Origin of the sequence: Aeribacillus sp. FSL M8-0254 (genome assembly GCF_038008845.1) — a bacterium.
GTDB lineage: Bacteria > Bacillota > Bacilli > Bacillales > Aeribacillaceae > Aeribacillus > Aeribacillus composti.
On the sequence record NZ_JBBOZY010000001.1, the window covers coordinates 1,751,735 to 1,777,764 of the forward strand.

Here is a 26,030-nt window from a genome sequence, read left to right on the forward strand (position 1 = left end):
TAGGCATGATTTAGAAAGGAAGAATTTTTGTATGTTTTCTTATAGCCTCGATCAATTGAACGAAAAAGCATACGTCCGGTTTGTCGGAGATTTAGATATTGAAGTCGTGGAATTAATGGAAACAGAAATTATTCCGGCTCTGCAAACCTATACAAATATTGAGTTTGATTTTCAAGAAGTTCCTTTCGTTGATTCCACCGGGATTGGACTGCTATTAAATTTAATCGAGACAGTCAAAAAGAATGGGTTGGATGTTCAAGTGAAAATAAAAAACGTTCAACCTTTAGTGAAAGATGTATTTGATATGCTCCAATTAGATAAAATTTTAGGAGAAAATGTATTTGTATAGGTATTACGATAATGAAGTGGGATGAGTGCTATTTTAGAAGCAGAAAACAACATGTAGACGATGCAGTATTGGTAGAAATCAGCAAAACAGCCGATTTCTACCTTTTGATATGTAAAAAAATACTAATATTGGCATTTTATGTATTTTACAGATTGTTGAAGACTGAGTTGGGAGCCCGGGGAAAAATCAAATTTTTTCTATAATGTTTCTGAATGTTTCTGTTAAAATAATTTTTATTTCAAATTGGCATCCCGGCGGTTTTATATCGGGAAAAGATTTGAATTGCAGAACATCCTTGCAAGAAATCGACGCATTTCAACTTTTTCGCAGCTTGCAAGCATCTTTTCGGCGACAAAATTTGATTATAATGAAAAACTTATTTTATGAAAATATTTATGTGAAATTCATAAAGCAAAACGGCTTTTCAGCATTTTATGTACTTGGATAAACATCGAAGACGCTGTCTGCATCATGGAGACATCCAACAAGGAAAGATGCCGGTTTCATCCGCAATTCATGCTTTCCTTTTGAAAAGGAACATCATCATCCATGCAGAATACACAATAAACTCAAAAAGACGGCACGCAAACTAGAGCAACGAGGTGGAGATTTATGGAGAAATACAAACTGATTATTGCAGATGATGATCACCCTTCAAGACTGATTTTATCCCATTTTATTCAATTGTTCCCCCAATATGAAATCGTCTGTGAGGCAGCTGACGGAGAAGAATTAATTCAACGATTTATGAAGAAAATTCCTGATATTGTTTTAGTTGATGTCGATATGCCGAAAATTAACGGAATGGAAGCTATGAAAATATGTAAAGAAATCCATCCGTCCTTGCAAGTCATCTTTACAACTGGGTATGATGAATTTGCTGTTGACGCATTTAATCTGTCTGCTACAGATTATATCGTAAAGCCAATTGAACGGACTCGATTATTTACGGCGCTTGAAAAGGCGAAAAAAGCGATTGAAATAGAGAAAAAATTATTAAACAAGCATCCATTTAAAGAGTTTAAAAAGCTTTCGATTAAATCGAATCAAACCTTTCATTACATCTCATCAGACGACATTCTTTTTATTGAGAAGAACGGAAGAAAAACGGTGTTTCATACTGCAGAACATCAACACGAAACAAACGAATCACTGCAAGAAATAGAAGGGAAATTGCCTTGTAATTTCTATAAAACTCATCGTTCCTATATTGTTAATTTGAAAAAGATCATAAAAATTGAACCACAAGGCGAAACGTATGCCGCCCATTTTTCTGGAAGCGATAAAGTTGCCTACATTTCGAAATTGAAAATACAAGAGGTGCACGGATTGTTAAGGGCATGATATTTGCAAGGGAGAAGTTCTAAAATGGATTTTTTCTTTTTTATATTGAAAAAGCTTTAAAAATTATTCGGGGATTTTTCATTCAATTCGTAAAATATGTCTGACCCGAGTTTTTAAAAGAAAGCATTCCTGTTAGGAGCTTTTCCGGGGACTTGATCAAAAAAAGCCCTCTTGGTATGATGCAGGGGTGTCAAACAACACCTACCATCATGCCAAGGAGGACTTCAGATGAATTGTACACAAAATCATAAAATCAATCAAGTCACCGAACAAACGCTTGTCGTGGGAATCGATATCGCGAAACGAACCCACTACGCCTGCTTCGTGGATGACCGGGGGCGTGTGCTTCGAAAATCCTTCCCGTTCCTCCAGTCGAAGAAGGGATTTCGGCAGCTGAATGAAGCGATTCAGGAGGCGATGCAAGCGTTCGGGAAGTCACAGGTGATCGTCGCCGTGGAACCGACCGGGCACTACTGGTTGAACCTGGCCTACTTTCTCGAGGAAAACGGGATCCCGCTGGTCATGGTCAACCCAGCGCATGTGTGCCGGTCGAAAGAACTCGATGACAACCTGCCGACGAAACACGACGCCAAAGACGCCCTGGTCATCGCCAGACTGGCGAAAGACGGACGATTCCTCGTCCCCCGGCTGTTGCACGAGATCGAAGCGGATTTGCGCGTCGGGAGCACCCTCAAAGAAAAGCTCCGCAAGGAACAGACGGCGGTGAAAAATGCGATCATTCGTTGGACCGATCGGTATTTTCCGGAGTTTTGGACGGTGTTTCGCGATCTGGGGAAAACGGCGCTTTCGGTGTTGGAGTGGACGCCGTTTCCGGCCGATATGGTGGGTCGGACCGCCGAGGAGCTCATCGAGGTGTACCGGCAAAGCGAAGGGCTGAAATGCCCGCAGAAGGCCAAAATTCAGGCGTTGATCGACGCCGCGAAGGACTCCATTGGGGTGACGGAAGGGACGACGATGGCCCGGTTTGAGATCGCCGCGCTCGTCCGCCAATACCGCCAATTAGAAGCCGAGATCGCGGCGCTGGACGCGGAGTTGAAGGCGTTGGTTCAAACGACGATGGAGTATCAATGGCTGAAAACGGTCGACGGGTTGGGGGATGCCACGATCATTGACCTGCTGGCGGAGATCGGCAGTTTCTCCCACTATCGGGACCCGCGTCAATTGGTGAAATTAGCGGGCCTGACGCTCAAGGAGAACTCCTCCGGCCAGCGCAAAGGGCAAAAGCGGATCTCCAAACGGGGACGAAAACGGCTGCGATCGGTGTTGTTTCGGGCGATGATTCCGCTGATCCGGCACAACGAGGCGTTTCGCGAGCTGCATGAGTATTACACGACCCGATCCGTCAACCCGCTGACCGGAAAACAGTCTATCGTGGTGTTATGCCGAAAACTGCTGAATGTGCTGTTTGCGATTTGTACGAAGAAACAAGCCTTTGACGCAGAGCGAATGATGCAGGACGTCTTGTCCCAAGTTCAACACCGGGTGGCATAAGGCCTCCCCCACGAACAGAAAAAATGTTTGACAACAGGATGACACCGGAGAAGCTGGCGTGATCTCCTCCATGCGACCTCGAGTCCCTAAGAAAGCTTGGCCGGCCTCCGCCTGATGACGAGACCGAACGAGGGAATGTTGGCGCAAAGACGCCCGGAGACATGGGAGGGTTCGTCCTCATCAGCGATGCGGAGATCCAAGGGTGCATCGAATACGCTTCCCCCCACGTCAGGAAAATGTATCCAGACGTGGCCGCGAAGCGCACCCTGGCTCTGTAAGATATCCACAAAACTGAAAAAGGATGTAAGGGATTTTGTCGAAAAATATTTTTTTGACACCCCTGAGAGGCCGAAAAGCCTTGATATATCAACATTTCTAGAGGGAGGTGTATCATACATGCCGATCTTGTTGAAAGAGAAAGGGTTCATGCTTATTGTCATCGGCTTTGGCCTGCCCATTATTCTAATACAATTATGGAGTTTAGAGAAAACACATATACCATTTGCCATTTTAATAGCGATTCTTGCAGGGATATTAGAAATATTTCCTATCGAACTCCGCAATGGTAAGAAGCTTTCTTGTTCAAGCATTTTTAACATTGTGGTTCTTGTTCAAATGGGAATTCCGGAAGCTGTGATTGTTGTTCTCATCGCTTCTTTATTCTTATTTTACAATAGCAAATTAAGCTTTATTTCTTGGTTATTTCAGGTTAGTCAATGTGCGGTTGCTGTTTTTTTGGCAGGATTTGTATTTGAGTATTTTTTTGGCAAACTCGGCGTTTTTACATATATAACCTCCGTTTTCGCATTTGCATGCACAACGTTTATATATTTTTTCATCTTTTTTGCCATTACAGTGTTTTATAAGAGTCTCGTTTTCTCTCAAAATTTTTCAGATGTTTTGACAACAGAGATGAATGATACATTGTTAGCATTTGCTGTGACATTTATTTTAGGATTTCGGCTTGCTGCTATTGATTACGATCAACAGCCTTTTCCATTTTGGTTTGAAACGATCTTTGCCGTCGCTGTTTTTTTATTCGCTCGATCCATTGCTCAAGTACTAGTTCGTCATAGAAAAAACCATTTGGCCACCTTAGAAAATATTACACAGTATATGGAACAAAAAGTTCATTTGCCGAAGGGGCATTCTAAAAGGGTAGGAGATTTAGCACGCCGCATCGCAGAAGAGTTAAAGTTAAGCCCCAAACATGTTGATGCTGTTCATTACGCTGCCTTGTTGCATGATATTGGAAAAATACAAATGGAGCATGAAATTTTTCAGAAGCGCGGGGCTCTAACGCTTGAAGAAGAAAAGCTTTATAAACAACATTCCGAGTTAGGGGCAAAGATGGTTTCAGCAATATCGGGAATCGAAAAAGCTGCCCAGTATGTCCGTTTTCATCACGAACAATGGGATGGAAACGGCTATCCGGATGGAAAAAAAGGAGAAGAAATTCCATTGGGAGCCCGCATTATTGCTGCGGCAAATGAGTATGACAAATTGATGCATTCTTCTGGAATTATCAATCAAAAGAAAGCTTTTCTAAATTTAAAGAATACAAAACTTGATCCAAAATTAGTAGAAATTGTTTTAAAAATAGCTGATTTCAAAAAGGCAAGCAAAGATCATCATCCGGGATTGATTCAGGCTCAAAATCAGCAGCACTTTCACGATATAAAATATAAAGGCTCGAAGCTTCTGAAAGATTTTGCTGTTGTACAAGCTGTATTTTATCAAAATGGCAGCTTCTATCATATAAATGGTGAAAAAGTTCAAATTCCTTGTGAACAACAAATCAAAAGCCTGATTACGAATCATCCTATTCAAAATGGATATGCACATGAATTTATTGAAGATGTTCCAAGTCGGAAAATGTATAACGTTCATTGGATCTGTTTGGAAAAGAAAATATTATGTCTATTGTTTGATGTAAGTCATTTACGAGAATATGAGAGAAAACAAGAATTGAGGATACGTACAATTTACCGTGATTGTTTATACGCCGTCACACAAGGAAAATTGACTCTGATTGAACGGGAAGAATTAAAAAGCTTTAATCAAGGTGAGAAAATTGCGGAATTTCCTGTTTCTGAAAAAAATGATGTTGCGGCATGTAGAACGTTTATTGACCAGTTGTTAAATGATCGGCATATTTCAGAAAAGAAAAGATATAATGTGCTCTTATCTATTTCTGAAGCTGTAACAAATGTATTAAAGCATGCGGTTGAAGGAAAAATGAAAGTTTATTTGAACCATGATTGGTTAAAAGTGATTGTAGAAGATAAAGGAAATGGCATCAAATTAAGCGAGCTGCCGAAATCAATATTGTTAGAAGGTTATTCCAGCAAACGGTCATTTGGGCACGGTTTCAGCATTATGTTAAAAATGATGGATAAAATTTCAATATATACAAGTACAGAAGGAACGACGATTATTTTAGAAGCAGATTTAAAGGAACGACTCATAGAGAGAAGAAAAAACATCCCATTATGATAAAGATCATTTTGCAATCAAGTACTTGATCCTTTCGTTCGGAGTGAATGCGGATGAATTTCTTAAAGAATAAAACGATCATTGGTCAAATTATTACGATGATTGCGCTTATTCCGATTATTATTTGTTCTATTTTCATCTTTATTTTTGTCAGGCAGATGGAGAAAGAATTTGATCATTTTCATAGAAATGATGTGTTACGAACAGCAAGCATTTTAAAAAGCGCGATAGAAATCAGCGAAAATTCCAAAAAAACGGTTGAACGTTTAATTGACGAAAAGCTGCACTTAATTTCAAAAGAGATTGCAAAAGAATTGCGCGGGAAAACGATCGAGGAAGTGACTCAGCAAGATTTAATTACATTGCGCAATAAATATGATGTGTACAATATTTCTTTATTGGTAAGAAGAAATGATGATATAATCATTGCCCAATCTTCAGACCCCAATGAAATTGGTTTAAGCACAAAAGAGTGGGGGTATTGGTATGATGCTTTTCAACAACTGATGTCAGGTAAGCCTGTAACAGTAGGGAAAGGTTATTATCAAGAACATTATTGGGTTGGTCCGATCTCCAAATCAGACTGGGAAAACAAATATTTTAAATATGCCTATTATTATGATGGAACGACCGATTTTATGATCAATCCGTATATTCTCGATTCTGAAATTTATAAAGCAACAAAACATTCGGATCCTCAAGCTCTTGTTCATTCAATTCAAAAATTTAAAGAAAGTGAAATTGAAGAAATTGCGGTTATAAATGCCAATGTACTGCTTCGGAGCGAAAATCGAGATATTATTGAACCGGAAAGAGATGCGCCGATATTATATGGGAAAAATTCATATAAGCATGAAAAAGATCATTTTTATATTCAAAAAGTTCTGAAAGAAAATCAAATGGAGTCAGTGAAACTGGGGGAAAACTATCGGAAATATTATCTGCCAATTCCAAATGACAGGGTTATTACGATTGTCACCGACTTAAGCGCTGGCACAAAGTTTTTTCATAATATCATTTTTTTGTTTGTCCTGTCATTTGTTGCTGCCTTTGTCATTATATTTTTCGTTTTGCAGGTCATTATGAAAAAATATTTAACACCGATCCCTACTATTCACCGTTATATTAATAAAATTGCAGCAGGCGATTTGACCGAAGAAATTCATGTCGATCAGAAAAATGAATTCGGTGATATTGCTGCCCATTTAAATGAAATGACTGACAGCATCAGCCAATTAATTGTCGATATTAAAAACGATATTGAAACATTAAGGCTCGTTTCAAACGTTTTATCAGAGACAGTACACTCTTACTTTCATGTCATGGACGAAGTTTCAACAACCATGACGAAGGAATCGCGGGAAATTTTTCATGAAATAGAATTAGAAGTGAAAGAAATAAGACAAAACTATGAAAATATCAATCAACAACTGGAAAAACTAAAAGAAGCGAATCATTTTGAATTCCATCATGTCTCTAATTTTATTATTCAATCAAGTCATCAACTCATAAGACTGAATGATTTGATGAAACAAAATGTCAAAAAAGTTACGGAAATGAATTTATCTTCTTTTGATGCGATACAGCAATTGAATGAAATTATTATTCAATTAGACAACCTTTCAAAGGATTTAGAAAATAAAATAAATAAATTTAACCCGTGGTGCTAGTTGAGCGCTAGCGCTCAACTAGCCCGAGTGTTACAAGCGAATACACCAACAAGATGCCATCTAGTGCCACTTCAAATCCTGAAATCGTATTCGCACGAATGTCTGTCATACGATACTGGTCAATAAGGACGGAGAACACCGTTTCGATTACTTTCCGTTTTTGTTTGAGCCATGTCTCCCATGACTCCGATGGGCGGTGTTTCTGGTTTTTGCGAGATGGAGTCCAAAAAGCGATTTGGTACGCCTCATACAACTTTTTTTGCAATTCACTACTGATGAATCCTTTGTCACCCAAGTTATAGGGGTGAGGAATTTGAGTCATGACGGTTTCAGCTGCAGTTCGATCGTGACAGGACGCCTCGGTTACCACGTATCCCATAGGTAGCCCTTGGTCTGTCACTTGAAGATGAAACTTAAACCCATAGTACCACTGCTTTTTCGATGCACAAAATCCAATGTCAGCGATGCCTTGAAATCGTTTGACACGGTACATTCTTGCGGCATGGCACAACTCGATTGGCATGCTATCTACGACCGCATAGGCATGGTGTTGCCCACGTTTCGCCAGTTCATGACGAATCCATTTGATCGCAAAGCGCAGCGCTCGGCAACGGCGATTGTATCGAGAACGTTCGAGAAAACGTCCATCCGTGAACAAGTTCCCAGTAACAAAGCGATGCCATGCACGTTCGGAAGAGAAGCCAAGCAACTTTCCTAACAGATGAATGGCAATGATCACTGCGTCTTCTTGTTTCGCCAAATGACGATTGCGGCGTTGAAGATAGCATTGAATGTGTGACAGCTGGGCAGAAACAAAAAAGAAAATGGCTGCATATTGTTTTTGAATTTTCGCTTTGTCTGTTGTAAAATGAAAGTGCTCTTGCATGGGGATTCTCCTTTCGAATGTTTGGTCGCACTTTCATTCTACAGGAGATCCGCAGGCAAGGGCTATTTTATGCTTACTCGATTTTATCTAGCACCACGGGTTAAATTTAAAGTTCAAGAATCATGAAACACATAAAGGTGAAAATGATTGCTCAGTTTTTCTGCCAAGGAGGGTATGTATGGGTCTTACGGTTCAAAAGGAAATTCAAGATCAAAACCTCACATTATACATTAAAGGAGTTTTAGATATTTCAACGGCTCATGTGTTTCATGGTCATTTTAATGAAATCGGCAATTTTCAAGTATTGACGATTGATTTTAGCTATTTGGAATTCATTGATTCATCCAGCATTGGTGAAATCATCGATTTAATTTATTTATCTCAAGAAAAAAACATAAAATTAGTTTTTAAAGGTATGAATGACTTCACAAACCATTTATTTGAAACAGTTGGACTATACGAAATTTTAAAATCGATTCAAGGGGAGGTTGTTTGATGCAAAGAGACTTTTTAACGTATCAGCAATCTTCCTATACGATAGAAGATGTTAAGAGAAAGGAACAAATGCTGCAAAGGGAAATAAACTTGGCACGGACGATACAAACAACGTTGTTGAACGGGCATGCTCCATCGATCGAAGGGGGAGAGGTATTTGGCTATTCTATACCTGCCCGATTAATTGGCGGGGATTATTACGACTTTTATCCGCTTGTCAACGGTAAAGTGCGCATCGTTATTGGGGATGTGATGGGAAAAGGGATTCCTGCTGCGATGCTCATGATCTTAACGCGCGGCGCCTTTCGGACAGCCGCTGAAAGCACGCAAAGCCCCGGAAAGACGCTGACTGCAATGAACAAAGCGTTATACAATGATTTGAGAAAGTTAAAATCTTTTGTTACCGTTTTCTGTGCCGATTGGGATCCGCTGTCGGGAACGTTTACATATGCAAATGCTGGCCATCATCTTCCGCTGTTTATAAGAGGCGATGCGGTACATGAGCTTCCAAAAGTGAAAGGGATTATGATTGGCGGTCTTCCTAATCAAATTTACCATGAAGAATCGATCCAATTATTTGAACATGATTCAATTTTCTTTTATACAGACGGAATCATTGAGGCGCAGAATAAACACGGTGAGCAATTTACATTGGCACGGCTGATCGAAACGTTAAAACAAAATCAGGATAAAAATGCCGGGGAGATTGAAAAAAAAGTGCTGGAATCGATTCATAAATTTACAGAAGGCGTTCCGCAAAAAGATGATATGACTATGGTATTCTTAAAAGTAGGGAAACAAAAAGTCGATATTTCAAGTTTAAATTCGCCTGTCATGTAACGTTTGTTTGAAAACGTGATTGTTTGGAGGAGTTGAAATAAACAATTTTACACTAGTTGGAAAAATAAATCTTGGGCTGGGAATCGCTTTTATCATAGCTGCTCTTTTCCTTTTCATGCAGCATTTTTACAATGTGATTTATTTAAACCGTTTTCTTTTTGAGATTTCGTTCGTTTGTCTTGGACTTTCATGAATGTTTTCAGCAGCTTTTTATCAAAAATCGAATGGAGCATGATCATGCTTTTTGGACAAAATGACCCAAACAGTCCATTGTACTGTCTGGGTCATTTTTATATATATATTTCGGTACACGAAAAACATTGACTCGGATAAACGATTGTCATATGATAAATAATGCAGTTTATAAATATTTCGTAAAATGAAATATTTATTTAATGAATATTTTTTGTAAGGGTGATAAAAAATGAATGTGAAAAAGTTGGTCATATTAAATATTGTTGTTCTCGTTGTTTTGGTTTTAGGAGGTTTTGCCGGATTTTATTATTACAATGAGTCGGCCAACTATATTAAAACAGATTACGCAAAAGTGGACGGACAGCAATTAGTGATCGCCGCCCCTGCTTCCGGCGTCTTGACAAAATTTGATGGAAAGGTTGGAGCACAATTTCAGAAAGATAAAGTCATTGGAAAATTAGCCCTACCTGGGGAGGATGAACCTGTCAGCATTCAAATGCCCCAGTCCGGAACGATTGTCCAAACAAATGCGGTAGAAAATTCATTTGTGGCAGCTGGTACCCCTTTGGCATATGCATATGATTTCGATCATTTATGGATCACTGCCAATATTAAAGAAACCATTATTGGGGATGTAAAAGTTGGTCAAGATGTTGATATTTACATCGACGGGTACAGCGAGTCTAAACTTTCGGGAAAAGTAGAGCAAATCGGAAAAGCAACAGCTAGCGTCTTCTCATTGCTTCCAAGTGAAAATGCGGACGCAAACTATACGAAAGTAACACAGGTGATTCCTGTGAAAATATCTATTGCGGATGCAAAAGGGCTAGGAATTATGCCGGGAATGAATGCAAAAGTACGCATCCATAAATAAATGATTTAACCATATAAACTGAAGGAGGTGGAAGCATGCCGTTTATCATCAGTTATACGTTTTTCACTCTGATTGTGCTGGTCGTCATGAATGTTTTCCTTGTCAGAAAGAAAAACTGGCATACAAAAAAAGAGGAAGCACTTGATAAGGAAGTGCCGGTTGGAAAAGTGCTGTTCGTTTTAATGTTTGGAATGTTCATTGCGATTTTGAACCAAACAATTTTAAATGTAGCGCTTCCGGTCATGATGACGGATTTAAATGTCAATGCGACAACAGCACAATGGCTGATGACAGGCTTTATGCTTGCAAACGGAATTTTAATACCGATCAGCGCATTTTTAGTTGAAAATTTCGGTTTTCGCAAGCTGTTTATTACAGCGATGATCTCGTTTACAATTGGATCGCTCGTTTGTGCCGTATCAGCAACATTTCCATTGGTGATGATTGGCAGAATTATTCAGGCGATTGGTGCAGGAATTTTAATGCCGCTTGGCATGAACATTTTTTTGACTGTTTTTCCTCCTGAAAAAAGAGGAACAGCCATGGGGACGATGGGGATTGCCATGATTCTGGCTCCTGCAATTGGTCCGACACTCTCAGGATGGGTTGTGCAAAATTATGATTGGCATTTTTTGTTCTACGCGATGGCTTTGATCGGTTTAATTGATATCTTTTTCGCCTTTATTTGGTTCCGTTTAGAAAAAGAATTAACTCGCCCGACGTTTGATATCCAAGGGATTGTTTATTCAAGTATTGGATTCGGCGGCATTTTATACGGGTTTAGCGAGGCTGGAAGCAAAGGATGGTCAAGCGCGGAAGTTATCATCAGCTTAATGGTCGGAGTTGTTTTTTTAATTTTCTTTGCCGTAAGACAATTGAATGTGGAAAAACCTCTGCTTGAACTAAGAGTATTTAAGTACAACCTCTTTACGTTCACATTAATTATCAACTCGATTGTTACTATGGCATTATTTGGAGGAATGCTGCTTCTCCCGATTTATTTACAAAATATTCGCGGTTTTACACCGATTGAATCGGGTTTATTATTGCTTCCAGGAGCAATGATCATGGGATTAATGGGGCCGATAGCAGGAAAAATTTTCGATCGATATGGTGTAAGAGGATTAGCAATTGTCGGTTTGGCCATTACAACATATGGAACATATGAATTCACGCAGCTGACGGCCGATACGCCCTACACAACCTTATTAGGAATATATATGCTGCGGTCTTTCGGAATGTCATTGATCATGATGCCGATCATGACTGCCGGTATGAATCAGCTGCCATTAAAGATGATTTCCCATGGAACAGCCATGTCGAATACGATACGCCAAGTGGCTGGATCTATTGGAACCGCATTATTAGTAACGGTTATGACACAGCAATCAACAAATCATTTATCAGATTATACGAATCTTGTGTCAAAAACTGATCCAATGTTGATGAATCAGCTGCAAGCACTTGGCAGCAGTATGGCTCAATCAGCCGGACTTTCTGCACATGCTGGTCAAACTATTGGTGCTCAGGCACTTTTAGGGCAGGCATTGCAGCAATCAACCATCGAAGGGATCAACGATGCATTTTACATTGCGACCGTTTTGGCATTCATCGCGCTAGTTCTTTCCTTTTTCTTGAAAACACCAAAGAAAACGCTCCAGGAAAGCTCGTTCGAAGCAGCAAAAGTTAAAACCGAAGCATCTTCCCAAGAGTTATAAACAAAGATATAATGAATGAAACGGGGATGTCCGGCAGAGGACACCCTTTATATATGTGAAAGGAAGGGAAAGTAATATTATGAATCCGACATCCTCCTCCATGACGGAATTAGAGAACGAATTTATAAGGATTTTTCGTGATTTGCGAAATTTTTATACAATGGGAAAAAAATATGGCTTGTCAAGAAATGAATTTTTTATTATGAAGTTTTTGCTGAAAAACGGCCCTCAAAAACTATCTACCATTTCCCAAGAATCTGATATATCTCCCAGTTTCCTCACAGGTATTACTGATCAGCTAATCGAAAAAGGCTACATCGAACGGAATAGATCAAAGAAGGACCGCCGAATTGTCCAAATCTCTTTAACAAAAAAAGGAGAAGAAACCATCATAGCGGTTCAACAGGACTTGATTCAATATATGCGTTCCAAATTCAACGCATTTACAGAAGAAGAAATTCAAGATTTAATTCGACTTTTGCGGAAAATACCATAATATCGTCCGTGTTATTCAAAATCAGTAGTGCCTGACTTTGTAATTTTAGTCAAAAAGAGACGAGCTTGTTTTAAAACGGTGCACTTTTTCAGAGATGATCCATTGACAAGACGGGGAAATTTGTGTATTCAATGTCAAAACGGGTCATGCTGCCTGTTTGACGTGGAGAGGAATCTTAACGGCTGCAAAGGGGGAAAAGAAAATGTGCAAAATTACGATCATTGGCGGAGCAGGAACTCTTGGAGCCGCCATCGCTTTCAAATTAGCAGGGAAAAAAGCGATCGATGAAATTTGTCTCATCGATCAAAATGAAAAGCTGCTGCTCAATCATTTAATGGATTTGGAAAATGCTTATCCGTCCAAAACGATTTATAAAGGGACTTTTCACGATTTAAAGCACTCTAATATCGTCATCATTACGGCAGCCATCCCAAACCGAACCGATATTTCTTCTAGAGATGAGTTTTTAGAAGGAAACTTGCAATTGTTTCGTCAAATCGGAGAAGCCGTCGCAAAACATGCCCCAAACGCTTTGATTATCACCGCTTCCAATCCAGTCGATGTTCTGAATTACTATTTAGTTCATACGTTTCAATTTGATAAGAAAAAATTAATCGGATACACCATGAATGACTCCTACAGGTTTGAATGGGCGCTTCGCCGAGTTCTAAAGCTACACGAGAATGATAAAGTATCAAGCCCTGTTATAGGTGAGCACGGAGAAACACAAGTTCCGCTTTTCAGCCAAGTCAAAGTAAACTATAAGCCGCTGCTTTTATCAGAAGATCAGAAAATTCAAGTTAAAGAAAAGCTGACAAATTGGTTTCGAAACTTCAATGACCTAGGCATAAACCGAACAACCGGGTGGACGTCTGCCGTCGGTATGGAAAGGCTGATTGATCAGCTGCTTCAACCAAAAACGTCGACAGCAATCGGTTCTGCGGTATTAAACGGAGAATACGACGTTTCTGGCATTAGTTTAGGTGTACCTCTAACAGTGAATCATACAGGCATCCAAAGCATCCTTGAATGGGAAATCGATCAAAAGGAAAAAGAGTTATTTCAACAATCTGCTGAAAAAGTGAAGCGTCTCATCAACGAGTTTATCATGAATAAAAAATAGACAAAATGGAATTTTCTTCAAAAAGAGCGCATCAATCTATCTAGTAGACAATAAAAAGCTCACTATAAACTATGCTAGTTTTTGTTTGGTTGTTCCCCAATTCAGCTTTTTAACCATTTTAGGAGGTTACAGCACAGGAATAGATTTTTTTATCCTGTATGATTTTTTGAAAATCATACAAACTGCAGACTTGCCGCTTAACGATAATCTATTGCTGCTCCCAAACGAAGTTGGAAGATCTTAAAGAATTAATGGAGTTGATCAAAATGGAAGCAAAAACTTATGAAATTATTTCTATAAATGTAGGAAAACCGAAAAATTTCATCTATAACGGCAAAGAATTCGTCACTGGAATTCAAAAGCAGCCTGTTGATGGACCGGTTTTTTTGTCATTTCTTAATTTTTCAGGCGATGGTCAGGCAGATCTTGTTCATCATGGCGGTAGAGATAAAGCGGTATGCGTTTATCCGTATGATCATTATGCCTATTGGGAGCATGAGCTTGAAAGAAAGCTGGATGTGGCGGCATTTGGTGAAAATTTGACAGTAAAAGGCTTGTTGGAAACAGAAGTTTGCATCGGGGATACGTTCCAATTAGGGGAAGCGGTTGTGCAAGTTAGCCAGCCTCGGCAGCCATGCCATAAGATTGCCAAAAAGCACAGGGTGAATGACTTGCCGCTTCGTGTTCAACATACTGGTTATACCGGTTTTTATTTTCGGGTGCTGAAAGAAGGCTGGGTGGAGACACAATCAAGCTTGCAGCTCATTGAAAAACATCCGCTAAACATAACGGTTTCTTTTGCGAATCAAATCATGTTTCATGATAAAACAAATAAAGAAGGAATTGAACAAATTCTTCGTGTGGACGAACTATCGGAAAGCTTTCGGGATTCATTGATGAAACGCTTACAATCCATTTAGGAACATCTACCAAAAGAAGGGGTTGGAAAATCGGCTTGTATATAAATTAGAAATGCAAAAGAGATCATTAAAATTTCAATGATCGTTGTTTTTAGATTACTATTTTCAAAGGTTGAACTTCTGTGGAGAGAGCGTCTTACATTTCAGCTACTTCCCATATAATAAGCCAACGATCCACTGATGCAGGGCAGATCGTTGGCTTATTTTACAAAACTTTGCCATCTAAAAAGCTCCAAAATTTGAGTTCTTGCTTTTTGTGAGAAAATGGGAATTCCTCCAATCTATTTCTGCAACTAGAATCTGCATGATTCGATACTTTTTCTCCAGCATTTCGTCTAATTGATTGTACGAGAAAGAGAGGTGCACCTCGGCATGCGAGATGAAGATTTGGTTCAAAAGGCTTTAGAGGGGGACGATTCAGCCTTCCGTGAGCTTCATGACCGCTACATTGGCCAAGTGCTCCGCTATGCATATATGCAGACGGGGGATTATCATCGGTCAGAAGAAATTGCTCAAGATGTCATGTATAAAATGGCGGTTCATTTAGCGAACTTTCAAGGAAGATCAAGCTTTAAAACTTGGCTGTTTACAATTGGAAGGCGGGTTGTTATCGATTACCATCGCAAGTATAAAAAAGAAAATAACACAGTCTATTTAAGCCCCGAGGACTTAGGGCATAAACAGGATAAACATTTAGTAGAACAAAATATTCTGGAATATTCGCTCAGAGAACAGATCATGGCCAGTATGGAAAAATTGTCCCCGGATGAAAAGACGGTCCTTTATTTAAGATTTTTTGAAGGAATGTCTATAAAAGAAACAGCCAAGGTAATGTCGAAAACGGTTATGGCGGTTAAATCACTGCAAACAAGGGCTAAAAAGAAATTGTCAGCCCATTTAAAAAGCGAGGTGAATGATCATGAAAAAACAACTCGTACCGCCGAATAGCGAAAAGCGTGAAGAGTCAATAAAACAGCTTTTTCATCACTTTTATATAGAACCGACAGATGAATTTAAAGAAAAAAGTTTTCAAAAAGCTTTAGCCGGAATTGAATTAGCTAGAAATAAAGAGAGAAGGAAAAAAGCCGTTAGCAAGCTTCAGCTTGTATTCTCATTTGCGGCCGCAGCAGCTGTATGCATCCTTCTAATGATTTTTCCTCCTTTTCAAACAAATGAGACGAAAGAAGGCGGTCAGCATTCAGATCAACAAAGCATACTAATGTCTCCCCAACAATCTCAAAATGCAGAAAAGGAAGAAGAAAAAGGAGATATCAACCGACCTGAATCGATCGAAATGACAATTTCATTGGAAGGAATGGAAGAAAAGGAGCTGTATCACCTCGTAAACATAAAGCAACTACCTTTTACCACATATATTCCGGATCGTTGGCAGGCAGAATATATTGAAGAAAAAAATTTGATCGGAGCAAAGCTGATAGCGGTGAATGAAAAATATGGGGAAGTTGATGTCATGTTTTTTCCAAAAGGGACATCTTTAGGAGAGGCGGAAAATTACATTACAGATGAATTGCTGGGAAATGTTTCTTATAAAGTTTTATCAGCGGAAGAAGAAGAGAAAAGAAATATACCTGATTGGTCTCTCCGTTCCTTTCATTATGAAAATGTAGAGCAGACGAGAACGGGCGAGATTTATTTAAGCGAGCATAACAGACAGTACTTTTATATACAGAGAGAGTTTGCTAATGAAGCATTGGAAGGATGGGGTTCAAAAACAACAACGATTTTGGAGCAATGGGAATGGAAGGACACGAAAAAAGGATTGTGGGATTAAAAAGTTTTATGAATCAGAAATGTGAGCAGCTACTATTTTTTCCGGTAAATACTTTTTCATCCACGGGGCAAACCCCGTGGATGGTTAATCTTCAGGCAATACTGTTTTTGCAATCGTTTGGTCGAGCGCTTCGAAATCATCGTAATGAATCACTTCATAAAGTTCCTTGCGAGTTTGCATATTCTCGAGCTCGCTTTTTTGAGTTCCAGACGATTTAATGGTTTGGAATAGGCGTTCATACGCTTTAGCGGCGGCGCGAAGAGATGAAACAGGATAAATCACCATTGAATAGCCGAGTTCCGAAAATTCTTCTGCTGTATAGTAAGGAGTTTTTCCAAACTCTGTCATGTTTGCGAGAAGAGGAGCTGAAATTGCCCGGCTCACCTTTAAAAAGTCTTCTTTGGTCGAAAGAGCCTCAGGAAAAATAGCGTCTGCTCCCGCTTCAACATATCTTTTGGCGCGTTCAATGGCGCTTTCAATTCCTTCAACTGCATAGGCATCCGTTCTGGCAACAACGACAAGAGTCGGCGCTGCCTGTTTAATAGCTTTAATTTTTTGCATCATCTCCTCTACAGACACAAGCTTTTTGCCGTTTAAATGTCCGCATTTTTTCGGAAGATCTTGATCTTCGATTTGGACAGCAGCTACTCGTGCTTCTACCATTTCTTTAGCTGTTCGGGCGGCATTCAAAACACCGCCGAAACCGGTATCAATGTCAACGAGAAGCGGCAGATCAGCCGCCCGCACGATTTCCCGCGCCCGGCGGGCAACCTCTTCTGACGAGACGATGCCCAAGTCAGGAAGCCCTTGGCTCGCGGTATAGGCGGCGCCTGACAAATAAAGCGCTTGAAATCCTGCTTTTCTCGCTATAAGTGCAGCCATTCCATCATGGGCTCCAGGAATTTGAAGGATTTCCGGTGCGTTCATTAACGTTCGAAACCGATCGGCCAACTCCTCTTGTGTCGATTCTTTTTCAACGATCCAAACCATGGAATCACCTTCTTTTCTGTCATTTCATCTTAGCTTTACAGAACCATTAATTACGTTTCTAGAGGCAAGCCGCGTTTTTCATTAAACGAGCGCTGCCTTTGCTTAGCTCGTCAAGTCTACTTGAGGGTGCCGCCCTGTATCCACGCTTCGCTTACGGTCTGTTTTGTACCCTGATCTTTTGTCTGTTAACTTCCGTCATTTGGTACAAAATCGATTCTTTTCGTTCTTTTTGCCTGCCCAAAAAATTTTCGCTTTACAGAACATTTTTTGGTGTGGTCGATTGCCACACAAGCTCGATAGAGTTATCTCAAATGTCTTACAAGGTTTATAACATGTTTTTTCTTGCCAAACAATGAAATTGCGCCAAAGTAACATGCATCTGATGCAAAACAACGTGTGATCTGCCCCGGATTTATATAACAAATAAGTTTACAAACTCATGTACAAACGTCTCTTCCAGCACGTTCTGGTCAAGTGAAACGTCTAAGATTTGCTTGAGCTGCTTGTTTGGGAACCGTGTTGCCAAATTGTTTTCATATTTTTGGATCAGCTTAGGCAGACCTTCTTGACGGCGGAATCTGTGGCCGATTGGATATTCCCGCACAACTTGGCGCGTTTCCGTTCCGTCTTTAAACCGTATTTGAACTGCGTTTGCAATTGACCGTTTGTCCGGATCGAGATAATCTTTGCTGAACTGTTTATTTTCCACAACTGTCATTTTTTCACGAAGCGCATCGATTCTAGGGTCTTGTGCGATTTCATCTTCGTAATGATCCGCTGTTAAATCGCCATAAATAAGACCGATGGCAGTAATATATTGAAGGCAATGATCACGATCAGCCGGATTGAGAAGAGGTCCCGTTTTGTCGATGATGCGAATGGCTGATTCATGCGTCGTGATCGTGATTTCTTCGATCTCATCAAGGCGATCTTTTACTTCAGGATGAAGCTCAATGGCGCATTCAGCAGCTGTTTGCCCATGAAACTCTGCTGGATATGATATTTTAAATAAAATATTCTCGATTACGTATGATTCCAAAGGACGGGCGAGCTTCAGTTTCTGTCCTCGGAACAGCACGTCTTCAAATCCCCAGTTCGGAGCCGATAGGGCAGAAGGATATCCCATTTCACCTTTTATGGCCATAAATGCAAGACGTACAGCGCGGCTTGTTGCATCGCCAGCCGCCCACGACTTGCGAGAACCAGTATTTGGAGCATGTCGATATGTCCGAAGACTTGAATTGTCAATCCAGGCATTGGAAAGGGCGTTGATGATTTCATCTTTTCCGCCGCCAAGAAGTTTCGTAACGACAGCAGTTGAAGCAACCTTTACGAACAGCACGTGGTCAAGCCCGACTCTGTTCAGGCTGTTTTCAAGTGCCAGCACCCCTTGAATTTCGTGTGCTTTTATGATCGCTTCAAGAACTGTCCTCATATTGAGCGGCTTTTTCCCTTCTGCCACATTCGTTCGGCTTATGTAGTCGGCCGCAGCTAAAATTCCCCCCAAGTTATCAGAAGGGTGACCCCATTCCGCTGCAAGCCAAGTGTCATTATAATCGAGCCAGCGAATCATGCAGCCGATGTTAAATGCACCGTGCACGGGGTCTAATACATATGAAGTGCCAGGGACGCGGCACCCGTTTGGAACAACCGTCCCCGGAATGATCGGGCCTAAAAGCTTTGTGCATTCAGGGTAGCGAAGAGCAAGTATGCCGCAGCCCAGCGTGTCTAACAACACATAGCGGGCGGTTTCAAACGCTTCTTTACTTTGAATTTCTTTATTTAGAACATAATCGGCAATTTCTTCAAGCAGTTTGTCTGTTTGTCGATTTTCATTATTTTTTACTAGTACTTCTGCCATTTTTACAACCTCCTAAGCTATCCATTACTGTTGTACTTTCAAAGAGCGTTTTCCTGTATATTTCACGCGCGGACGGAACAAACGGTTGTTATTATGCTGTTCGATCACATGGGCGCACAGGCCTGCTGTTCGAGCGCTGAAGAAAATAGGAGTATATAAATCAATCGGAATGCCAAGCATGTAATAGACAGGAGCCGCATAATAATCGAGGTTCGGATACAATCCTTTTTCCTCTCTCATAATGGTTTCCCCGGCTTCGCATATTTCAAGCAATCGAAAATCGCCCCGTTGTTCGGACAGCTGCTGCAATGCTTTTTTCATAAGCAATGCTCTTGGATCCATTTTTTTCATATAGACGCGATGGCCAAATCCCATGATCCGTTCCTTATTTGCTAATTTTTGTTTAATCAATCGTTCAAAATTTTCCTTTGTACCTGCTTCTTCAATTAAATACATCACCGCTTCATTGGCTCCGCCATGCAGGTGTCCCTTCAAGGAGGAAACCGCACCGGCGAGAGCGCCATACAAATCTGCATGTGTAGACGATATGACGCGAGCGGCAAATGTAGAGTTTGGCATTTCATGTTCGATATAAGCGATGAGCGAGCGGTCAAATATTTTCGTTTCAAGTTCAGTCGGTTTTTTTCCTGTAATCATATATAAAAAATTTGCACTGTAGGAGAGATTTTCATCTGGTGGAATGACTTCTTGTTGATTGAGTAGATGATAACTGCTGGCAAGAATGGATGGCATCTGTCCTAGAAGATTGATAGATTTCGTTTTATTGGCCTGTTCAGATCTGTCATCAATGAGCGGGTCAAATCCTGCTAAAATGGAAATGCCTGTTCTCAGGGCGTCCATTGGATGAGTTGTCTTCGGCAGTTTAGAAAATACTTCGAAAAGCACGTCTGGAAGCTCTCTTTTTGCTAGAAGCTCGCTTTCAAATCTAGCTCTTTCTTGTTCAGACGGAAGCTTGCCTTCAAGCAGCAAAAACGCAACCTCGACATATGATTTTGTTTCGGCAAGTTCAATTAAATCGTATCCTCGAATGACAATTTCTTCATTTTCTACATCGAGAAACGAAATCGTTGTCTCAGCTGCCACTACGTTTTCTAATCCTGGTCTAAACTCCATCAAATATACCTCCTTCAAAAGTTTTCGAAAACGCTTTACTTTTGATGCAAACAGGGAAAAATGAATATCGGGATGATCGATCGCTTTCACAAATTTTGTTATTGGGCAATTGCTGAGACAATAACGTTGTTCATTTCTTAAAGCTTATTCATTTCTCCCAAATCTCAAAGCGATCTTGCTATAATTGACCGCCTCTCCTTGTCGAAGCTTAAATGGTTAGGAAACCATTTTTTTACTTCTGGAAAAAATATAGCACATTTTTTAAAAAAAGAAAATGGATCTTCGGAATTTTCGTTTTTGTAAAACGACAGCTTTCACAAAATTCATTTGAAGAACTGACTTTAAAAATGGAAGTCAGCTTCCAGCAATCGGCAGTCTTGCCGATTTTTATGTCTTTTGGACGTTGTCTGTAAAAATTATTTCACTAATTTATATCTATTCAAATCTTTTAAATAGACTGGAAAAATAGTACGATATAAGTAAAAAATAACATACTTTCTTCATTGGATTTCATAAAAGGATGGGAAAAATGACAGAGAAAAAAATCGGCATAATAGATTTAGGATCGAACTCCATTCGCCTCGTTATTTTTCATATTGATCAAAATGGACAATATAAAGAGCTTTACAATTTTAAGATCAATGCCCGTTTAGCTACGTATATTGACGCCAAAGGAAATTTGTCCAACGAGGGGATCGAGGTTGTCATCGATTCTTTAAAAAAATTTGTTCCAATCGTTCAATTTCATCAAGTGGCAGAAACGAAAGGGGTTGCAACGGCAGCTATTAGATCTGCTAAAAACCGGAAAATGGTCTTGGAGGCTATAAAAAGAGAGACGAATTTCGATTTTCGCGTCCTTTCCGGTCAAGAAGAAGCCTATTACGGGTACTTAGCTGTTATACATTCCGTATATTTAACTGAAGGCATAACCATTGATATAGGCGGAGCAAGCACGGAAGTGGCGTATTTTAAAAATCGGGAGCTCGTCCATTCACACAGTTTTCCATTTGGGGCTCTTACATTAAAGAAAAGGTTTATCGCCAACAGTGAACCGAAAGAATCGGAAATGAAAGAGCTGACAGCATTTTTGCGAAATGAATTTTCTTCGCAAAAGTGGCTCAAAAACAAAAATGTTCCGGTAATCGGGATTGGCGGCAGCGCCAGAAATCTAATAAGGCTTCACCAAAATAAAACCAATTACCCGTTATTTGGTATTCATCAATATGAGATGGAACCGAATGAAATTAAAAAAATAAATCAATGGCTGATCGGAATGACTGTCTCAGAGCGCCAAAAGTTGGATGGGCTGTCGAAGGACCGCGCGGATATCATCATTCCTGCAATTGAGGCAATCTATACGTTGACGGAAATCGTATCAGCTCCATTTTTTACAATGAGCAGCAAAGGCTTAAGGGAAGGGGTCTTTTTTGAGGAGGTATTTTCCAACTTAAACGTTCGATCTTTTTCTCAAGTAGCGGACGAAACATTTTCCAAGCTTGCCAGTGATTATAAAATCAACTTAAAGAATACATCATTCCTCCTTCGTCTTGCTTACGTATTTGTCAGTGAATGTGAGGCAAAGCAAATCATATCCTTTACACAAGAGGAAAAAGAAATTTTGTTTAAAAGCACAAAGTTGGTTCAATTCGGGGAATTTATCGATCACCATTCAAGCAGTCAGCATACGTTTTATATTTTGACAAATCGATCGCTTGACGGAATCAGTCATAAAATGCGGCTGAAACTTGCATGCGTCGCTTCCTTCAAGTCCAAAAAAGCTTTGATGAAATATATCTCTCCTTACAAATCATTATTAACGGAGGAAGAAATTTTATCGCTGGAGCGATTAGGCGCGATTTTGAAATTCCTTTATTCCCTCAACACGACACACCGTTCAATCATTTCCGAACTGGAGGTGAACAAAAAGGAGGGGGAAAAGATGGAAATATCTTTAGCCTGCAACAGTGATTATACTTTTGAAGAGCAGGAAGCAAATAAGCAAAAAAAGCATATGGAACGCGCTTTTAACTGCCAAGTCGAATTATCATTTACACTCGTCTAATGGACATACGAAAGGTAAAAGGTGGGCGAAATTATGCAAGATAAGAAAGAACAATTAATTCCAGATATAAGCCGTCCAGAATTTTATAATAACCGGGAATTAAGCTGGCTTGCATTTAATGAGCGTGTCATGCAAGAGGCCATTGACTTTGAAAATCCTTTGCTTGAGCGGATGAAGTTTTTAGCTATATTCAGCTCGAACTTGGATGAGTTCTTCATGGTGAGGGTTGCTGGTTTAAAAGATCAAGAAAAAGCTGGTTTTAATTTACCGGAAAATAAAGCCGGCATGACGCCAAAGCAGCAGCTTAACGCCATTTCGGCGAAATGCCACACATTGGTCAAACGCCAATATGCAATATTTAATGAATATGTACAGGGGGAATTAAAAGAGGAAGGGATTGAATTTCTCAAGCTTAATGAATTAACTGGCGAACAATTCCGCTTTTTGGAACAAAAGTTTGATGAGCAAATTTTCCCGGTTTTGACGCCTCTTGCGATCGATGCGTACAGACCGTTTCCAATGCTTTTAAATAAATCGTTGAACTTGGCCGTATTGCTTCAATATAAGAAAAAAGAGCGGAAAAACCCTTTTTTTGCGATCGTTCAAGTTCCTGCTGTTTTGCCTCGATTCATTGAAGTGCCGAATCAAGATGGAAAGAGGCAGTTTGTATTTCTTGAGGATTTGATCAGCAGTTTTATTTACAAACTGTTTCTCGGTTACAACATCATTTCGGTCTCACCGTTTCGCATTACGAGGAATGCAGATTTGACCATTGATGAAGAAGGGGCGCGGGATTTGCTGGAAGTGATTGAGAAGGAGCTGAAAAAGCGGAAGTGGGGTGCGGCGGTCAGGCTTGAAATTCAAAAAGGAACGATAGATGAACGTGTTTTAAATTATTTAATGGATGTGCTGGAAATTCAAAAAATGGATGTTTATGAAGTGGACGGCCCGATCGATTTAACGTTTTTATTTCCATTTTATACCCATTTGCTGACCGATTTTGAGCACCTTGTTCATGATTCGTTCATTCCACCACCCCCGCTCGACTTGCCGAACGGAAATTTGTTCGAAGCTATATTAAAACGGGACTTATTATTACACCATCCGTACGAGTCCTTTCAGCCTGTTGTTGAATTTATTGAAAGTGCAGCGGATGACCCTCAAGTGTTGGCAATCAAGCAGACGCTGTATCGTGTAAGCGGAAATTCGCCGATTGTTCAAGCATTGGCAAAAGCGGCGGAAAACGGGAAGCAGGTGACGGTTTTAGTTGAATTAAAGGCAAGATTTGATGAAGAGAACAACATCCATTGGGCAAAAATGCTTGAACAGCACGGAGTTCACGTTATTTACGGCTTTCACCATTTAAAAACGCACAGCAAAATTACCCTTGTCGTCCGGCAGGAAGAAGGAACGGGTAAAATTCAACGCTTCGTTCATCTGAGCACGGGAAATTACAATGATGTCACGGCGAAACTGTATACGGATATCGGCTTTTTTACAAGCGAAGAAACATTTGGGATCGATGCAACCAACTTTTTTAATTATTTGAGCGGTTATGCGGAAAAACCGGATTGGAATCATTTTTCTGTATCGCCATATGATATGCGGGAGACCTTTATCAAACTCATCAATCAAGAAATCGAATGGCACCAGAAAAGCGGTAAAGGCCGGATTATTGCCAAAATGAATTCTTTAACAGATAAAACGATCATCATGAAGCTTTATGAAGCTTCGCAGGCTGGAGTCAAAATTGACTTGATCGTAAGGGGAATTTGCTGTTTGCGACCGCAAATAAAAGGTGTGAGCGAAAACATTCAAGTGCGAAGCATCGTCGGCCGCTTTTTGGAGCATAGCCGTATTTTTTACTTTCACCATTTTGGGGAGGAGAAAATTTTCTTATCCTCTGCTGACTGGATGACAAGAAACATGATTAAACGTGTTGAAATTCTTTTTCCGATTTATGATGTCCGTTTAAAAGAGCGTTTGAAAAACATCTTGGACATACAACTAAAGGACAACGTCAAAGCACGTTTTCAGGATGCAAACGGCGATTATCATTATGTTGAACGGTCGGAAAACGAACCAGTCATTAACTCGCAAAAAATTTTTTATGAAGAAGTGGTTCGCTACCATGACGCTGACTGATCGGCAGCGCAAGTTTTATGAAAACTAGAGAATTTTTTCACATGAGGAAAAATGATAGATTTTTGTCCCCTTCAAACAAATTGCTTTCAGATTCGAAATGTTTAGTATTATAATGAGTCTTGAATGAATTTTTTTGCTATTTTTTGAAAAAAGGGGATGAATAAATGAAATATCGCAAATTGGGAAGAACGGGGCTAAAGGTTAGCGAAATCAGCTTGGGAAGCTGGCTTACATACGGAAACTCCATCGAAAAAGAAACGGCCATTCGGACGATTGACAAAGCGTATGAGCTAGGCATCAATTCATTTGATACAGCGAACGTTTATGCAACTGGGGAAGCGGAAAAGGTTGTCGGTGAAGCATTGCGGAAATATCCGCGTGAATCATATGTTTTGGCAACGAAAGTATTTTGGCCGATGGGAGATGGCCCCAATGACAAAGGCTTATCGCGGAAGCATGTGTTTGAACAGCTCCATGCCAGTTTAAAACGCCTTCAATTAGATTACGTTGACATTTATTACTGCCACCGCTATGATCCGGAAACACCGATCGATGAAACGCTGCGCACAATTGATGATCTTGTCCGGCAAGGAAAAGTGTTATATGTCGGCGTCAGTGAATGGACTGCTCAGCAAATACAAGAAGCTCTTGGCACAGCAGATCGATATTTGCTGGACCGCATCGTTGTCAACCAGCCGCAATATAATATGCTGAACCGTTATATTGAGAAGGAGATTATTCCAGTCTGCGAACATAACGGTATTAGCCAAATTGTTTTTTCGCCGCTTGCACAAGGTGTTCTGACGGGGAAATATAAGCGCAATGGAGACATCCCGGAAGGAAGCCGTGCGAGTGATCCAAAAGCAAATAAATATATCAATGATTTGCTGACAGATGAAAATTTATTGAAGGTAGAAAAATTAGGAAAAGTGGCGGATAAATTAGGAATTAAACTTTCCCAATTGGCGATTGCTTGGGTATTGCGGCAGCCGAATGTTGCCAGCGCTCTGATCGGATCCACCAAGCCGGAGCAAGTCGAAGAAAACGTCAAAGCAATTGATGTGGAATTAACGGAAGATGTGCTCGAGGAAATTGAGCAAATCCTGTCGTAGTTTTCCATATGGCAGA

21 protein-coding genes are annotated in these 26,030 nt (G+C 40.1%); 17 read left to right on the forward strand and 4 right to left on the reverse strand.

Features of this window, described 5'->3' with window-relative positions; genetic code table 11:
• The first annotated feature begins 31 nt into the window (after nucleotides 1-31).
• The 5 genes from NSQ44_RS08470 to NSQ44_RS08490 all read left to right on the forward strand — a co-directional run bounded on the left by NSQ44_RS08470 (nucleotide 32) and on the right by NSQ44_RS08490 (nucleotide 7,371).
• Entirely contained in the window at nucleotides 32-349 is a 318-nt protein-coding gene (locus NSQ44_RS08470) for an STAS domain-containing protein (RefSeq protein ID WP_340856512.1), read from the forward strand.
• A 612-nt stretch (nucleotides 350-961) separates the two neighbouring features.
• Nucleotides 962-1,693, forward strand: coding sequence for a LytR/AlgR family response regulator transcription factor (locus tag NSQ44_RS08475; RefSeq protein ID WP_340856513.1), 732 nt, complete (start codon nucleotides 962-964; stop codon nucleotides 1,691-1,693).
• 228 nt (nucleotides 1,694-1,921) lie between these two features.
• Nucleotides 1,922-3,205 carry an IS110 family transposase gene (locus NSQ44_RS08480; protein WP_340855228.1) on the forward strand — a complete coding sequence of 428 codons (1,284 nt, stop codon included), beginning with the start codon at nucleotides 1,922-1,924 and terminating at the stop codon, nucleotides 3,203-3,205.
• Between the two features lie 396 nt (nucleotides 3,206-3,601).
• Entirely contained in the window at nucleotides 3,602-5,701 is a 2,100-nt protein-coding gene (locus tag NSQ44_RS08485; protein WP_340856514.1) for an HD domain-containing phosphohydrolase, read from the forward strand.
• 53 nt (nucleotides 5,702-5,754) lie between these two features.
• Complete coding sequence (locus NSQ44_RS08490) at nucleotides 5,755-7,371, forward strand: methyl-accepting chemotaxis protein (RefSeq protein WP_340856515.1); 1,617 nt, start codon at nucleotides 5,755-5,757, stop codon at nucleotides 7,369-7,371.
• A 7-nt stretch (nucleotides 7,372-7,378) separates the two neighbouring features.
• Here the strand turns inward: NSQ44_RS08490 and NSQ44_RS08495 are convergent, their stop codons facing one another.
• Entirely contained in the window at nucleotides 7,379-8,257 is an 879-nt protein-coding gene (locus tag NSQ44_RS08495) for an IS982 family transposase (protein WP_044899180.1), read from the reverse strand.
• Between the two features lie 178 nt (nucleotides 8,258-8,435).
• On the opposite strand from NSQ44_RS08495, the gene NSQ44_RS08500 reads away from it, so the two are divergent.
• From NSQ44_RS08500 to NSQ44_RS08540, 9 genes are all read left to right on the forward strand, one after another.
• Nucleotides 8,436-8,753, forward strand: coding sequence for an STAS domain-containing protein (locus tag NSQ44_RS08500; RefSeq protein WP_340856516.1), 318 nt, complete (start codon nucleotides 8,436-8,438; stop codon nucleotides 8,751-8,753).
• Nucleotides 8,754-8,821: 68 nt separating this feature from the next.
• Nucleotides 8,822-9,592, forward strand: coding sequence for a PP2C family protein-serine/threonine phosphatase (locus tag NSQ44_RS08505; protein WP_340858194.1), 771 nt, complete (start codon nucleotides 8,822-8,824; stop codon nucleotides 9,590-9,592).
• 424 nt (nucleotides 9,593-10,016) lie between these two features.
• A complete protein-coding gene (locus NSQ44_RS08510) occupies nucleotides 10,017-10,661 on the forward strand; it encodes an HlyD family secretion protein (RefSeq protein ID WP_340856517.1) in 645 nt (214 codons plus the stop codon).
• A gap of 86 nt (nucleotides 10,662-10,747) precedes the next feature.
• Nucleotides 10,748-12,379 (forward strand): DHA2 family efflux MFS transporter permease subunit, encoded by a 1,632-nt coding sequence (locus NSQ44_RS08515; protein WP_375338809.1) that lies wholly within the window; start codon nucleotides 10,748-10,750, stop codon nucleotides 12,377-12,379.
• Between the two features lie 79 nt (nucleotides 12,380-12,458).
• Nucleotides 12,459-12,875 (forward strand): MarR family winged helix-turn-helix transcriptional regulator, encoded by a 417-nt coding sequence (locus tag NSQ44_RS08520; RefSeq protein ID WP_082829330.1) that lies wholly within the window; start codon nucleotides 12,459-12,461, stop codon nucleotides 12,873-12,875.
• 202 nt (nucleotides 12,876-13,077) lie between these two features.
• Nucleotides 13,078-13,998, forward strand: a complete 921-nt coding sequence (locus NSQ44_RS08525; protein ID WP_340856519.1) for a malate dehydrogenase — start codon at nucleotides 13,078-13,080, stop codon at nucleotides 13,996-13,998.
• A 266-nt stretch (nucleotides 13,999-14,264) separates the two neighbouring features.
• The gene (locus NSQ44_RS08530) at nucleotides 14,265-14,918 is read left to right on the forward strand and encodes an MOSC domain-containing protein (RefSeq protein ID WP_340856520.1); all 654 of its coding nucleotides are present in this window, start codon (nucleotides 14,265-14,267) and stop codon (nucleotides 14,916-14,918) included.
• Nucleotides 14,919-15,290: 372 nt separating this feature from the next.
• Nucleotides 15,291-15,866 carry an RNA polymerase sigma factor gene (locus NSQ44_RS08535; protein WP_063389561.1) on the forward strand — a complete coding sequence of 192 codons (576 nt, stop codon included), beginning with the start codon at nucleotides 15,291-15,293 and terminating at the stop codon, nucleotides 15,864-15,866.
• Entirely contained in the window at nucleotides 15,838-16,710 is an 873-nt protein-coding gene (locus tag NSQ44_RS08540) for a hypothetical protein (protein ID WP_340856521.1), read from the forward strand. The genes NSQ44_RS08535 and NSQ44_RS08540 overlap by 29 nt, the downstream gene beginning before the upstream one ends.
• Nucleotides 16,711-16,794: 84 nt before the next feature.
• On the opposite strand, the gene prpB is transcribed toward NSQ44_RS08540, so the two are convergent.
• From prpB to mmgD, 3 genes are all read right to left on the reverse strand, one after another.
• The gene (gene prpB / locus NSQ44_RS08545) at nucleotides 16,795-17,700 is read right to left on the reverse strand and encodes a methylisocitrate lyase (RefSeq protein WP_063389559.1); all 906 of its coding nucleotides are present in this window, start codon (nucleotides 17,698-17,700) and stop codon (nucleotides 16,795-16,797) included.
• Between the two features lie 412 nt (nucleotides 17,701-18,112).
• A complete protein-coding gene (locus tag NSQ44_RS08550; protein ID WP_340856522.1) occupies nucleotides 18,113-19,561 on the reverse strand; it encodes a bifunctional 2-methylcitrate dehydratase/aconitate hydratase in 1,449 nt (482 codons plus the stop codon).
• Between the two features lie 24 nt (nucleotides 19,562-19,585).
• Entirely contained in the window at nucleotides 19,586-20,695 is a 1,110-nt protein-coding gene (gene mmgD, locus NSQ44_RS08555; RefSeq protein ID WP_340856523.1) for a citrate synthase, read from the reverse strand.
• A gap of 529 nt (nucleotides 20,696-21,224) precedes the next feature.
• Between mmgD and ppx the strand changes: the two genes are divergently transcribed.
• From ppx to NSQ44_RS08570, 3 genes are all read left to right on the forward strand, one after another.
• Nucleotides 21,225-22,757: an exopolyphosphatase gene (gene ppx, locus NSQ44_RS08560; protein WP_340856524.1), complete on the forward strand. Its 1,533-nt coding sequence runs from the start codon at nucleotides 21,225-21,227 to the stop codon at nucleotides 22,755-22,757.
• Between the two features lie 33 nt (nucleotides 22,758-22,790).
• Entirely contained in the window at nucleotides 22,791-24,902 is a 2,112-nt protein-coding gene (locus NSQ44_RS08565; protein ID WP_066246664.1) for an RNA degradosome polyphosphate kinase, read from the forward strand.
• 164 nt (nucleotides 24,903-25,066) lie between these two features.
• Nucleotides 25,067-26,014 carry an aldo/keto reductase family protein gene (locus tag NSQ44_RS08570; RefSeq protein ID WP_063389554.1) on the forward strand — a complete coding sequence of 316 codons (948 nt, stop codon included), beginning with the start codon at nucleotides 25,067-25,069 and terminating at the stop codon, nucleotides 26,012-26,014.
• Nucleotides 26,015-26,030: the final 16 nt, after the last annotated feature.